This is a genomic window from Pseudobacteroides cellulosolvens ATCC 35603 = DSM 2933, assembly GCF_001262605.1.
Classification (GTDB): Bacteria; Bacillota; Clostridia; order Acetivibrionales; family DSM-2933; genus Pseudobacteroides; species Pseudobacteroides cellulosolvens.
In genome coordinates this window covers 484,465-497,285 of the sequence record NZ_LGTC01000001.1, presented here as the reverse complement: position 1 = coordinate 497,285, position 12,821 = coordinate 484,465, and the positions used below count along the sequence as shown (strand labels likewise).

General features: G+C 35.4%; 12 protein-coding genes, 1 pseudogene and 1 other annotated feature. Of the genes and pseudogenes, 5 read left to right on the top strand and 8 right to left on the bottom strand.

The features are described 5' to 3' along the window. The first annotated feature begins 119 nt into the window (after nt 1–119). Nucleotides 120–380: a binding site (T-box leader), on the top strand. A gap of 73 nt (nt 381–453) precedes the next feature. Continuing rightward, nucleotides 454–1,467, top strand: a complete 1,014-nt coding sequence (aroF, locus tag Bccel_RS02270; protein ID WP_036946504.1) for a 3-deoxy-7-phosphoheptulonate synthase — start codon at nt 454–456, stop codon at nt 1,465–1,467. Between the two features lie 292 nt (nt 1,468–1,759). On the opposite strand, the gene Bccel_RS02265 is transcribed toward aroF, so the two are convergent. The 7 genes and pseudogenes from Bccel_RS02265 to Bccel_RS02240 all read right to left on the bottom strand — a co-directional run bounded on the left by Bccel_RS02265 (nt 1,760) and on the right by Bccel_RS02240 (nt 9,222). Next, nucleotides 1,760–2,644 carry a DMT family transporter gene (locus Bccel_RS02265; protein ID WP_036946501.1) on the bottom strand — a complete coding sequence of 295 codons (885 nt, stop codon included), beginning with the start codon at nt 2,642–2,644 and terminating at the stop codon, nt 1,760–1,762. Between the two features lie 143 nt (nt 2,645–2,787). Next, complete coding sequence (locus Bccel_RS02260; protein ID WP_036946498.1) at nt 2,788–3,375, bottom strand: lytic transglycosylase domain-containing protein; 588 nt, start codon at nt 3,373–3,375, stop codon at nt 2,788–2,790. Further along, nucleotides 3,372–3,923: a dephospho-CoA kinase gene (gene coaE, locus Bccel_RS02255; protein WP_409372143.1), complete on the bottom strand. Its 552-nt coding sequence runs from the start codon at nt 3,921–3,923 to the stop codon at nt 3,372–3,374. Before coaE ends, Bccel_RS02260 begins: the two co-directional genes overlap by 4 nt. 227 nt (nt 3,924–4,150) lie before the next feature. After that, a pseudogene (polA, locus tag Bccel_RS29475) lies at nt 4,151–6,852 on the bottom strand (DNA polymerase I). Between the two features lie 112 nt (nt 6,853–6,964). Next, on the bottom strand, nt 6,965–7,135 hold the full coding sequence (locus tag Bccel_RS28580) for a DUF3006 family protein (RefSeq protein ID WP_081927352.1): 171 nt from the start codon (nt 7,133–7,135) through the stop codon (nt 6,965–6,967). A gap of 193 nt (nt 7,136–7,328) precedes the next feature. After that, a complete protein-coding gene (locus tag Bccel_RS02245) occupies nt 7,329–8,606 on the bottom strand; it encodes a zf-HC2 domain-containing protein (protein ID WP_036946489.1) in 1,278 nt (425 codons plus the stop codon). After that, complete coding sequence (locus tag Bccel_RS02240) at nt 8,593–9,222, bottom strand: RNA polymerase sigma factor (RefSeq protein ID WP_036946486.1); 630 nt, start codon at nt 9,220–9,222, stop codon at nt 8,593–8,595. The genes Bccel_RS02245 and Bccel_RS02240 overlap by 14 nt, the downstream gene beginning before the upstream one ends. Nucleotides 9,223–9,445: 223 nt before the next feature. Here Bccel_RS02240 and ppnP point away from each other — a divergent pair, with 223 nt between their 5' ends. Then, nucleotides 9,446–9,763, top strand: a complete 318-nt coding sequence (ppnP, locus tag Bccel_RS02235; RefSeq protein ID WP_036946483.1) for a pyrimidine/purine nucleoside phosphorylase — start codon at nt 9,446–9,448, stop codon at nt 9,761–9,763. A 57-nt stretch (nt 9,764–9,820) separates the two neighbouring features. On the opposite strand, the gene Bccel_RS02230 is transcribed toward ppnP, so the two are convergent. Next, entirely contained in the window at nt 9,821–10,108 is a 288-nt protein-coding gene (locus tag Bccel_RS02230; RefSeq protein WP_081927350.1) for a flavoprotein, read from the bottom strand. A gap of 151 nt (nt 10,109–10,259) precedes the next feature. On the opposite strand from Bccel_RS02230, the gene Bccel_RS02225 reads away from it, so the two are divergent. The 3 genes from Bccel_RS02225 (at nt 10,260) to Bccel_RS02215 (ending at nt 12,769) form a co-directional block, all read left to right on the top strand. Next, nucleotides 10,260–10,517 carry a dockerin type I domain-containing protein gene (locus Bccel_RS02225; RefSeq protein ID WP_036946480.1) on the top strand — a complete coding sequence of 86 codons (258 nt, stop codon included), beginning with the start codon at nt 10,260–10,262 and terminating at the stop codon, nt 10,515–10,517. Nucleotides 10,518–10,589: 72 nt separating this feature from the next. Beyond that, nucleotides 10,590–12,191: a peptidylprolyl isomerase gene (locus tag Bccel_RS28575; RefSeq protein ID WP_081927348.1), complete on the top strand. Its 1,602-nt coding sequence runs from the start codon at nt 10,590–10,592 to the stop codon at nt 12,189–12,191. A 134-nt stretch (nt 12,192–12,325) separates the two neighbouring features. Next, nucleotides 12,326–12,769, top strand: a complete 444-nt coding sequence (locus Bccel_RS02215) for a hypothetical protein (RefSeq protein ID WP_036946477.1) — start codon at nt 12,326–12,328, stop codon at nt 12,767–12,769. The last annotated feature ends 52 nt before the right edge of the window (nt 12,770–12,821 follow it).

The following is a 12,821-nucleotide window of genomic DNA, read 5'->3' as shown; positions in this document are numbered from 1 at the left end:
ATTTCTATATATTTCATTCCATTATTAATTTTTTATTATAAATTCTCATTGACATGGGACAATATTTTATGATAGTATATAAAAAATAATTTACAATTATTGCTTTAAAATTGTTTGTGTCAAATACTGTGACGAGGATGAGTAAATTATAAAAGGCATTAGCAGCGATCCGGAACTGGTGAGAGCCCGGAAATGCATAATAATTGAAGTTCCCCTCTGAGTTATCGGTTGAAGGTATTAGTTTACTTGTAGGCTGGATCGGTTATTCCTCCGTTAAAGGGAAAAGTGTATCGGATAGTACACGTTGTTTATCCCGTACATATTAAGTGGGCATTTTTGCCAATTAAGGTGGTACCGCGAAGCTACTCTTCGTCCTTTCAAGGACGAAGAGTTTTTTATTTTACAGGAATTTTTTATTTTATTGGAAATTATAATAAACAGGAGGTATGAAATATGATTATAATTATGAATTCAAATGCAACCAGGGATCAAATTGATGAAGTGGAAAAAAGGCTTATAGATCTTGGTTTTCAAACTCACCCTATATTTGGGGAGATCAAAACAGTTATTGGTGCAATTGGTGACAAGAGATTGCTAAATACCCAGGATATCTCCAATATGCCTGGTGTTGAGAGTCTTGTGCCTATTATGAAGCCTTACAAACTTGCAGGTAAAGAGCTCAAGAAGGAGCCAACGGTTGTTAAAGTTGGAGATGTTGAAATAGGCGGTAAGGAAGTAGTTATAATGGCCGGACCTTGTGCCATAGAAAATGAAGAAACATATATTGGAACTGCAATAAAAGTAAAGGAATCGGGTGCAAAAATTTTAAGGGGTGGTGCCTTTAAGCCGCGTACATCTCCTTATGCATTTCAAGGCCTTGAAGAAGACGGTCTAAAAATAATGGCTAAAGCAAGAGATATAACAGGACTTGTACTGGTAACTGAAGTAGTAGATACCCGTGATGTAGATCTTATTGCGTCATATGCTGACATAATTCAAATTGGTGCACGAAATATGCAAAACTTCAAGCTGCTTCATGAAGTAGGCCTCACTAATAAACCTATTTTATTAAAAAGAGGTTTGGCTGCTACAATTGAAGAATGGCTTATGGCTGCCGAATATATCATGGCTGCCGGTAATTCTAATATTATACTATGCGAAAGAGGCATTCGTACTTATGAAACTGCTACAAGAAATACAATTGATATAAGTGCAATTCCTCTTGTCAAGGAATTGTCCCACCTGCCAATAGTAGTAGATCCAAGCCATGCAACAGGCTCATGGAAGTATGTAAATGCCCTGTCAAAGGGAGCTGTAGCGACCGGTGCCGATGGACTTATCATCGAAGTTCATTCAGATCCCAGCAATGCATTATGTGATGGTCCACAATCATTAAGGCCTTCAAAGTTCGATCAACTTGTTAATGAATTAAGACCGGTAGCCGAAGCTGTTGGAAGATCATTATAGGATAAGAGATTAAGTCTGGGAAATTATGGTGTCGAAATATAAATCTATCTCCATTGTCTTTCAATACACCAAGACACTGTAATTTCCAGACATCTTAAAGTTTATTTCTGTTATTCAAACCCATAGACTTTACCATCCATTACCAGCACAAATTTTTCGCACAATATATTATTTAAGCATGATTTAAAAAATAACTTCCGCAATAAATTTCGCTCATGCGTTGAGTTAACACGTCAACACTCGTAGAAAGCAAAAGTAATTTTTCATTCATGCCTTAGTAATGACTAAAATATTACTTGCGTACAAGCTTTTCAGAATTTAATACCAGTACTATGGATATCAGAATTAATAACGTACCTGCAGCCAGAAATACTGAAGGCTGCTCCTTTAAAAACACTATAGCAATGATACTTGCAAGTACAGGTTTTATAAAAAACACCATCGACCCCTTCCCTGCCCCTATAATTGATAAACCTTTAAAATATGTTAGATAAGCAATACCCGTCACAAAAACGGAAAGGTAAATTATCTGTAATGTACCCGAATAGTCGAATTGAAAAACATTAGGTCCCTTTATGAACAACATTATAGGCAGCAGTAGCAGGCTTCCGGCTATGAATGAATATGCGTTCATCTTAAGGCTGCCGATTTTTACAGCCTGTTTGCGTCCAAGAACTGTGTAAAGTGCGTAAAAAATTGCTGACAATAAAGCAAATATGGGACTTCTAAAATCCATTGAGTCAATGTTTAACTTTTCATAGAAAATAACCACGATACCTAAAATGCCCAGGGCCAGCCCGGCTGCTTTAACCCGATTGAATTTCTCCTTGTCCCAAAAATAGGCAAAAACACACACAAATATGGGATTACTACTGAATATTACAGCGGATAAAGATGCTTGTGCTCCTTTCATATAAAGGCTTAGCTGCATAAGACTCATGCTGACTACAACGTTTATAAATCCTACTGCTGTAATTGCCAATAGTTCTCTCCTTCCAAGCTTTAAATCACCTTTGTAAAGCAGAAATAAGAACAAAATTATTCCGCCTAATAAAAAGCGGATAAAGTTTACTTGGAATGGATCAATTTTTCCAACCAGAGTTTTACTTACAACTTCATAAGTACTAAAGAGCAAAACTGTATTTATCACATACAAATAACCGTTTTTTAATGACATTCCCAATTCTTCCCCTCATTTCAAAAATACATCATAATCTCTAAATAGCATAATCTCTAAACATCATAATCTCTAAACATCATAATCTCTACATATCATATAATTCATAATTAAGAATTGTTTATATAATCTTCTTTGAGAAATTATATATTCTTGTACAACATTTTATATATATCATAGTTTCCCTTAACTTTTTTGAGATAATGCTTAGTCTCTTTAAATGTAATATTTTCACTGAATATTCCATTTTCACTTTTTTCAGCATTTTTTATCCATCTTAAAACATTTGTTTTGCCGCCATTGTACGAAGCTAAAACATACTCTATTTTTTCATCATCTGTTGCATTATTAAAATCCTCAAATTGGTCCTCAAGATAATGTAGATACCAGCATCCTATTCTGATATTGGTATCTGGTTCAAACAAATCATCAATTTCAAAGCCTTCGATCTTCATTTTCCCTGCTGCCCATTTTCCAGTGTCCTCTGTAATTTGCATAAGCCCCATCGCTTTTTTGGGTGAAACGGCAGTACTTCTAAAGTTGCTCTCAGCCTTTATTACAGATAGTACCATATATGGATCAATTCCATATTGTGTTGAGTATTTTATTACACTATCCTTGTATTTTACAGGGTATACTCTCTTTGCCGCAATAATTAACCCGCTTACGGATATACCAGCGATCAAAATCAAAAGTATGAAAAAAACTATTATTTTCTTAATTTTACTCATATATTTCCTTCCAACTGTGCTATAAGACTATCAAAATCAGATTCATTCCTAATTACTTTATCAGCTATACTTATATATTCATCGTTAGTCATTTGTGACCTAATTCTTTTCAAAGCATCATCAAATGAAAGGTTATTTCTTTTCATAATCCTCTCTGCCCTAACCTTTTCATCTGCAACTACAACATAAACCTCATCAACCAGGTCAATAAACCCATGCTTTATCGGAATGGGGCATTCAATTACCAATACTTCCACATGGCTTTCTCTTGCCTTTTTTATTTCTTCGATTATCTCCTCTATAATATATTTATGAGTTAATCCATTTAATACTTCAAGCTTAACTTTATCATTAAAAACAATGCTTGCCAGTTTTTTCCTGTCAAGCTGCCCTTCCCCATCAAGCACCTCATTACCAAATACCCGGACTATCTCAGTTAAAGCAGGCTTTCCCTTATGTACCACTTCTCTGTATATAAGGTCTGCATCAATCACCTTTGCACCCTTTTTTGCAAAATAATCGGAAAGTGTACTTTTTCCGCTTCCTATAGGACCGGTAACGCCAATTATTTTCATATATCGTACCCTCATAAAATTAAGCGGATGTTCAAAGCTTCTCAAACATCCGCTGATTACTTTCCTCTTTTTAATCATTACTAAGTAATTCTTTAATCATTACTTAGTAATGTTAAAGAAATAACTTCCCCTAAATGCTCGCTTTCGTGTTCACTTAACTCGTGAACACCCGCTCGCAAGGGTAAGTAATTCTTTAATCATTACTTAACATCGTACCAGCTTCCACCCGATCTTACTTCCACAGTAAGAGGCACCAGAAGGCTTGCTACAGTTTCCATACATTCTTTTAAAAGCTCCTCTACTTCTTTCAGCTCATCCTTGTGAGTTTCAATTATAAGTTCGTCATGGACCTGCAAAATAAGCCTTGACCTAAGGTTTCTATTCTTTAGTGCCTTGTACACCTTAACCATTGCAATCTTAATAATGTCTGCTGCACTTCCCTGAATAGGCGTGTTCATTGCAATCCTCTCACCAAAAGATCTTATGTTGAAGTTTGAGGATTTTAACTCGGGAAGGTACCTTCTTCTATTGTAAATAGTTGATACAAAGCCCATTTCTTTTCCCTGCACCACTATATCATGCATATACTGTTTAACTTTAGGATATTCCCCAAGGTATTCATCAATATATTTTCTGGCTTCTTTTCTGGTTATACCTAAATCTTTTGATAAGCTGAAATCTCCGATACCATAAACAATACCAAAATTAACAGCCTTTGCACTTGACCTCATAAATGGTGTAACCTGTTCCTTTGGTATATTAAATACCTTTGACGCTGTAGACGTATGAATATCCTCATTATTTATAAAGGCGGCTATCATATTTTCGTCACCGGTAATATGTGCCAAGACTCTTAACTCAATCTGTGAGTAATCTCCATCAGATAAAAGATATTCTTCATTTTCCGGTACAAAAACCTTTCTTATCTTTCTGCCCATTTCCAGTTTTACTGGAATGTTCTGAAGGTTTGGCTCAGTACTGCTTATTCTTCCGGTAACCGTCACCGTCTGGTTGAAGCTGGAGTGAATTCTTCCCGTACTTGGGTTCATTACCTTCATAAGCCCTTCCACATAGGTGGACTTAAGCTTTACCAAATGCCTGTACTCCAACAGCTTGGCAACTATCTCATGCATGGGTTCAAGCTGCTCTAATACCTCCACATCGGTGGAATAACCAGTCTTGGTTTTCTTAATAACAGGCAGCTTTAATCTGTCAAACAATATAACCCCTAGCTGCTTTGTAGAATTTATGTTAAATTCTTCCCCTGCAAGCTCATAAATATCCTTAATAAGCTGGTTTATTCTGTCTTCCATCTCAACAGAAAAACTCTTAAGAGTATCTATATTTACCTTTATTCCCAAATGCTCCATATCGGCAAGCACTTCAATAAGGGGCAGCTCAATCTCATAATAAAGTTTTAGCTGATCATTTTCGTCAAGTTTTTTGTGAATAAGCTCATACAGGCTATAAATAAGCTCGGAATACATACCTATAACAGGAGCCAGCTCATTTACAGGTATGTCATTAATTTGCAGCTTCTTTTTCCCCTTCCCAAGCATTTCCTCAATGGAAGATACATCTAAACCCATATAATCCTCAGAAAGCTCGGTCACTGTATAAGTATCCCTTGAAGGACTAAGTATATATGCACCTATCATTGTATCAAAAGAAAGACCGTTTAAAGATATGCCCTTGTTTTTGAGATAAACAATAAGATTCTTTAGATCATGACCATATTTTTTTACATCATTTGCTTCAAAGACTTCCTTAAACTGGCTTAAAAATATATCTTCAGTAAAATCTCCGGTGATATTAACATATACAGTCTTCTCTTGTCCCCATGAAATTCCTGTACCTTTAAGACTTGAATTGAAGTCATCTGTCTTTTCAAGAATATAATAAACCGTGCACCTTTTTCAGCGAGTATTTCCTTTTTTATTTTTTCCAAATCCCCGATATCTCTTACAACCTCTACATCCCGCAGTTTCAGAGGATTTTTTGACCTTTCCTCTTTCAAGTTATATTTTTCTATAAAGCTTTTGAACTCAAGTCTTTTAAAGAGATTATACAGTTTCTCCCTGTCAACCTCTTGCTTTTGAAGATCTTGCAAGCTTTTAAGTCCACACCTTTCTGGCGCATTCCTATCAATTGTTGCAAGCCTTTTGCTCAAGAAGGCCAGGTCCCTGTTGTCTTCTAATTTTTGTTTAACACTCTTTTTTTCTACTTTATCAAGACTCTCATATATATTTTCAATGGTTCCAAAATTTTTCACCAAATCAATAGCTGTTTTTTCACCAATTCCAGGTACACCGGGAATATTGTCAGATGTATCCCCCATAAGCCCTTTTACATCAATAAAAAGTTCTGGAGTAACACCGTACCTTTCAATAACTTTATCATGATTATATTCTTCTGTTTCTGTCTTCCATCCCTTAGTAACCGGAAGCTTAATTCGTGTCCTGTCAGTAGCAAGCTGCAGCGAGTCCCTATCCCCTGTCAGTATAACTACCTCAAAACCTTCCTTTTCTGCACATAATGAAACTGTACCCAGGATATCGTCTGCCTCAAATCCCTCATATTCAAGCCTTTTTATGTTCATAGCATCCAGTACCTCTTTTATAACCGGCACCTGAACAGCCAATTCCTTGGGCATTCCCTTCCTGTTTGCCTTATATCCGTCAAATTCCTTATGTCTGAATGTGGGAGCCTTAAGATCGAATGCTACACATAAATAACCCGGATTTTCTTCATCCAGGTATTTGTTCATTATATTTATAAAGCCAAACACTGCATTTGTAAACAGTCCATCACTTGTAGCAAGTATTTCCTTTCCCTGAAGTCCGTAGAATGCCCTGTTTAAAATACTATTACCGTCAATCAGCATCAATTTTTTATTATTCATATATTTCCCCGTTTAAATTTATTAGTAATAACTAAAATATAACCTCCACTATAAATTTGGCTCATGTGTTGACTTAACTTGCCAACAATCGCTCAAAATGGGAAGTGATTTTTTAGGCATTCCTTATGTCAAAATCCCCGTTAATTGTAAGGGTTAACCTATCCCCCATATGGTATGTATTAATTATATTTTCTTCAGGAATGCTGATTTCAATTCCCATATCTTCAGATAATAAAACCGCATTTCCATTCTCAATTCTGTCTACAACCGCATTTATCTCCATTAATTAATTCCCCTCTTCTCACAAGCAATCTACATATAAAAATCATCAAAAATCATTTTTAAAAATGATTAATCTTCAATATATAATCGATTTTTTTCTATCGTGCTTATGCCATATAATATTTTACACAAAAAAATTACAGCGGTAAACAGCTGTAATTAATTATTTTCAAAAAAATAAAAAATATTACACCTTAGTATATTTTCTTAATTTTAAAAGTGACAAAAACATATTGAGAATTCCATTTTATTTCATCCAGTTCCCTGTTCAGATTATTTTTATTATTAATTAAAGTATTGTATTCGCTTGAACCGTTCCATGAACTGTTATTTGCATTGCTTACAATTTTTTTATCAATTTCAAAAACCTCAGCTTCAATTTCCTTCTTCCGGCTTTCATAATCATTATTTACAACAGTATTTGTTATTACATTAGAAGCACCAAGGGTGTCATTTACCTTTTGCAAAAATGTGTTATAGTTGTTTGCAGGAATCCTGAAATTAAGCAAGTCAGCATTTTCAGATTCAGCTATCATACCATTAGGTATCGCACTAACAGATTTTTGAGTAGCTTCAACACTTCCTGTGATTAAAGATACTCTAAATTCTTCGCCGCCTAATGAAGCTGCGATGCTTCTTATGGAATCTCTTCCTGATTTGGCATCTTTTGTATTTAGCGTAAAATCAGCTGACTTATATAGGTTTTCACTAAAAACCGTTCCAATAACAGTGGATTCTGTAGACTTATCAGTAATCTCCTTTTTTGAATTGGTATCCGTTTTAGCTTTTAATTCAGCTTTACCTGTAATATTTTCACTAAATCTTGTTGTGATGTTTTTATCTTCAGTTTGCTTCACTTCGGGAGAATCATATTTTTCTACTGGCTGTGATTTATTTAATGCTGATGTCGGTATCACGTCCATTGCGACAATAGAGCTTTGATCCTGAGTTGATTGTGAATACCCGGCAGCTCCGCTTATTTTATGCAAACCGTCATTATATTGGGGAGTTTCGCTGTTTACACTCTCCTTTGGATTATGATTATAATTGAATTGCATATTTTCATTAGAACCATATTCCTTGCTGTCGTAAGATTGCACCGAGGTAGTATTTGGTAAGTCATTTTTAATTGATATATTATTATTGTAAACCAACCAAATTGTGAATATAATAAGAAACCCGGCTGCTGATGCAAACACATGGGAATACCTCACTAAAATCAGGGTTATAGCACTTTGCTTTTTGGCTTTCTCTTCTAACAGCTTCTCATGAAGTTCGTCCTTGAAATTTAAAGGCAGGTCTTCCTCTGGAGTATTATTTAGCATGGCTATGACGTTTTTTACGTCATGGAGCTCTTTCCTGCAATCTTCGCAGGACAAAATATGTTCCTCAAACTCAGAAAGCAGGTCACTGTTCATATCACCATCGATATATTGGGATATAAGTTCCCTGATATCTTCACATTTTTTCATCTCCAGCCCTCCTTTCAATATCTTTGACGAAATTATCCGAAAAAAGTTCCTTCTCTTTTAAAAGAATTTCTTTAAGCTGTAATCTAGCCCTGTTAATCCTTGATTTGACCGTTCCGACAGGAGTCTTGACAATCTCCGATATCTCTTCATAGCTAAATCCCTGAAGATCCCTGAGTACAATAATGAGCTTATATTTTTCTGACAACTTGTGTATAGCATTATTTACCGCACTTTTTAAGTTCTTCTGTTCCACTATAACATCAGGTGTCGGTTTATCATCCTCTACCTGTATTATATAGTCTCCATTCTCCCTGTGATACTCCTCATCAAGAGACAAGACCCACTTGTTTTTACGCTTTCTGAGTTCATCAAGACAGGCATTGGTGGCAATCCTGTAAATCCATGTAGATATCTGGGATTCACCTTTAAAGCTGCCCATGGACTTGAAAATTCTAATAAAAACTTCCTGGGTAACCTCACTTGCATCATCATGGTTACCTAAAAGCCTTAGTGCAATATTGAATACCCTTTTTTGATACTTTTCCATCAGCAATTCAAAAGCTTCAATATCTCCTTTTTTGGATAACCCAAGGAGATATTTTTCATTTTCACTCAAGCCTGCACCCCCCTAGACGGGATTTAGTTTAATTCCTTAGTAAGTATCTAAAACAATGGAAAGCCTTAATTATATTAATATTTTACCTAATGCCAGCCACAATGAAATTATAGAGAAATTTAGAGATAAAATCAATGGTTTATTCTAAGCATAAAATATAATATAATTGAAAAAACAACTAGGATTACGATATACCCAATATTAATATTAAACGGAGGTTATTATGGAAACTTTTACTAAAGTTAGTGTTGTTAAAAAGGCAAATGTATATTTTGATGGAAAGGTTACCAGCAGAACTGTTATATTCGAAGATGGAGAAAAGAAAACACTAGGAATAATGCTGCCTGGTGATTATGAATTCGGTACTGCTGCAAAAGAGATAATGGAAATTTTAGGAGGCTCTATGGATGTTTTGCTTCCGGAGAGCAGCGAATGGTTGACAGTTAATGAAGGCCAGTCCTTTGAAGTCCCTGCAAACTCAAAGTTTAAACTTAAGGTTAAGGAGCTTGCCGACTACTGTTGTTCATACATAAACGAATAATCCCACTTTATAAAAGGCTGCCATTAAGGCAGCCTTTTTTGCTTACGAGCTTTTTACTTATACAATAATAGGTTGAATTTGTTTTCCATTAAGTGCTTCCAAAATTGTCGGTATGATAAGTTCAGTTTTTGATATGATTGAATTTGGTTTATCCTTAGGGCTATCCTGACCGAAAGGAACAATAAATACATATTTCATGTTCATAAGCTTACCAAGATTTTGAGCATTAGCTCCCAACCCATCATTAGTTGAAACTGCAACTACTACAGGTTTTTGATTACGCAAATGAGCCTTGAACGCCATTGTAACCGATGTATCGGTAATTGCGTTGGAAATCTTTGCAATGGTATTACCTGTAGGAAATACCCATTAAGTGCAAAATGTATTATTCATTATTCAATTAATACTATAAAACATATAAATGTTCTGTCGAATAATATATAATTAAAGATATTTATGCAGGAATATTAAAAATGTAGATGCTGAAAGCCCATTTATGAATATTGGTTCTGCTGACTCCCCTGTTACGTTGTGGGCTGGTGACATCAACCAGGATAATTCAATAAACATGGCAGACGTGATTAAAATTGCTCAGTGCTTTAATAGCAACTCGGATGATGAAAACTTCAAACCCGACTACGATATTAATAAAGATAAAACTATAAATATTGCCGATATTATAATTGTTGCAAAGCATTTCAACGCAACCACCGACAGCTATAATGATATAGCAGTGAAAGCCATTCCTAATTAGAATTGCACCACAATCTACCATGTGTTATACTTTTAACACTAAATACTTTATTTTTGGAGGTCGGTAGTTATCATGACGGCAAAAAAACTTTTAAGCAAATCTCTTATGTTATTACTCATATCAAGCAGCATGAATGTGTTTGGTCTTTCCACCGAGCTGGAAAATGATTTAAAGGATTCAGTTGTTTTATTTGCAAACAGCAACATGGCATACTCAAACAATACCGATACATATATTGACACTTCCAACAAGGAAGTTAAAGCACTGGTTAAAAACGGAAGAACCTTAATTCCCTTAAGGTTTGTATCTGAAAATTTCGGTGCCCAAGTAAGCTTTGACACTAAAACAAGCACTGCAACAATAACTGCAAATGGTAATAAAGTCAAACTTACTTCAAACAATAAAACAATGCTGGTCGGTGATAAGAAAGTACTCATGGACGAGCCTGCCCAAATAATAAATGGCAGAATGCTTGTACCTTTAAGAGCATTGGCTGAAAATGCCCTTGGTAAAGATGTTTTCTATGATAATGGGCTTATAGTTATAAGCCAGACTAAAAAGAGCCTTGATTCCCAAAAAATCAATGAACTTTTCACAAAGTTTAACAATTCTGCCTCCTCTTTTGCCTACCAGCTTTCAAAGCCCATAAAGGGAGATATGGTAGCTGTTATGAAGACAAACTTTGGAGATATAAAGATAAAGCTTTTCTATGAAGATGCTCCAATAGCAGTGGAAAACTTTGTAAAACTTTCACAGAAAGGTTACTATAACAACCTTATTTTCCATAGAGTTATAAATAATTTTATGATTCAAGGCGGTGACCCTAAAGGAAATGGCACAGGCGGTGAAAGTATTTGGGGTAAGCCATTTAGTGATGAGTTCAGCAAAAGGCTATACAACATTCGAGGTGCTCTCTCCATGGCAAACAGCGGTGCTAACACCAACGGAAGCCAGTTTTTTATAGTCCAGAATCCCTTATTTAATGACGAGCTAAAAGAAAATTGCAAATCCATAGGAATGGATCAAAAGTTTATTGATGAGTATTCCAAAGTAGGAGGTACCCCATGGCTTGATGGAAGACACTCAGTTTTCGGTCAAGTGTATGAGGGCATGGATATTGTTGACAAGATAGCCGCTGTAAAAACTGGAGTGAACGACAAGCCTGTTGACGATGTAAAGCTTTTATCCGTACAGACTTATAAATTGGGTTATGAAGGACAAAATATTGTCTTTGAAAAAAGTGCTTTTGATCCATCTGCAAAAACAAAAGCCCCTGATTTCCAATTGGAAAATGCTGATGGAAAAAAAGTCAAGCTTTCCGATTATAAAGGTAAAACTGTAGTGCTGAATTTCTGGGCTACATGGTGCGGTCCTTGCAAAAATGAAATGCCTGATATCAACAAGGCTGCTGGTGAAATTGCCAAAAGTAAAGATGCTGTACTATTGACAGTTAACATTGGTGAAACAAAAGATGTTGCGGTTAAATTCATGAAGGATAACGGCTATAATATGAATCTTCTTCTTGACTCAAAAATGGAAATCGCTAATAAATATGGTGTTTCAGCAATACCGACAACGATTGTAATCGATAAGAATGGAAATATAGCAGATCAGATAGTTGGTGCAACCACCTATAAAAAGTTAATGGAAATATTAAATAATAACCGGAAGTAATATTTAAATCGTTACTATATTAAAAGTAATTAATCTCCTGCATTTGTCTGTCGCAAATCCCGTTGAACCGTTCGTTATTTACTCCGCCAAATGTAAGATTAATAAAACTTTTAATATAAGATAGGAGGTTTAGTGTGGTAATTAATATAAAACATATTCATTTGATTATAATCATGCTTTTTATATTAATATGTGGGGGATGTGAAAAAGGAGAATTGCAGAACCAACCTGCATCTACTCCAACAGTGCCAGGGATTTCCACGCCCCACACCACACCTTTACCTTCATCAAAATCCCAGGACATGCCTAGTCCAACTGCGACTGCAAACATTGAAATAATTACTCCAGTCGTTGTAAGCCCTTTCCATACATTCACAAGTAAGCCTTCGGCACCTGCTCACAAAAGTCCAAAACCTTCTACTGCAACAAAAAAATCAACTATAAGCAGCACACCTAAAAATACCAATACAGCCACAAATACGCCTATAGCAGCCACATCAACACCTCCGGCAAAAAAGGCTGCCAATACACCTGTTGTATCCTGTGATGGAGATGTATGCAGGATAATTACAGAGTGAATTAAGATTTGTTGCTTTTCTTGCAAGATGAGTTTAATACTTATTTAAAATA

What these genes read in the sequence shown, in the direction of transcription:
- ppnP (WP_036946483.1), top strand. Translation starts at nt 9,446, where the DNA reads ATGGAAACTTTTACTAAAGTTAGTGTTGTTAAAAAGGCAAATGTATAT.
- Bccel_RS02265 (WP_036946501.1), bottom strand. Translation starts at nt 2,644, where the DNA reads ATGTCATTAAAAAACGGTTATTTGTATGTGATAAATACAGTTTTGCTC.
- Bccel_RS02260 (WP_036946498.1), bottom strand. Translation starts at nt 3,375, where the DNA reads ATGAGTAAAATTAAGAAAATAATAGTTTTTTTCATACTTTTGATTTTG.
- Bccel_RS28580 (WP_081927352.1), bottom strand. Translation starts at nt 7,135, where the DNA reads ATGGAGATAAATGCGGTTGTAGACAGAATTGAGAATGGAAATGCGGTT.
- Bccel_RS02245 (WP_036946489.1), bottom strand. Translation starts at nt 8,606, where the DNA reads ATGAAAAAATGTGAAGATATCAGGGAACTTATATCCCAATATATCGAT.
- Bccel_RS02225 (WP_036946480.1), top strand. Translation starts at nt 10,260, where the DNA reads ATGAATATTGGTTCTGCTGACTCCCCTGTTACGTTGTGGGCTGGTGAC.
- aroF (WP_036946504.1), top strand. Translation starts at nt 454, where the DNA reads ATGATTATAATTATGAATTCAAATGCAACCAGGGATCAAATTGATGAA.
- Bccel_RS28575 (WP_081927348.1), top strand. Translation starts at nt 10,590, where the DNA reads ATGACGGCAAAAAAACTTTTAAGCAAATCTCTTATGTTATTACTCATA.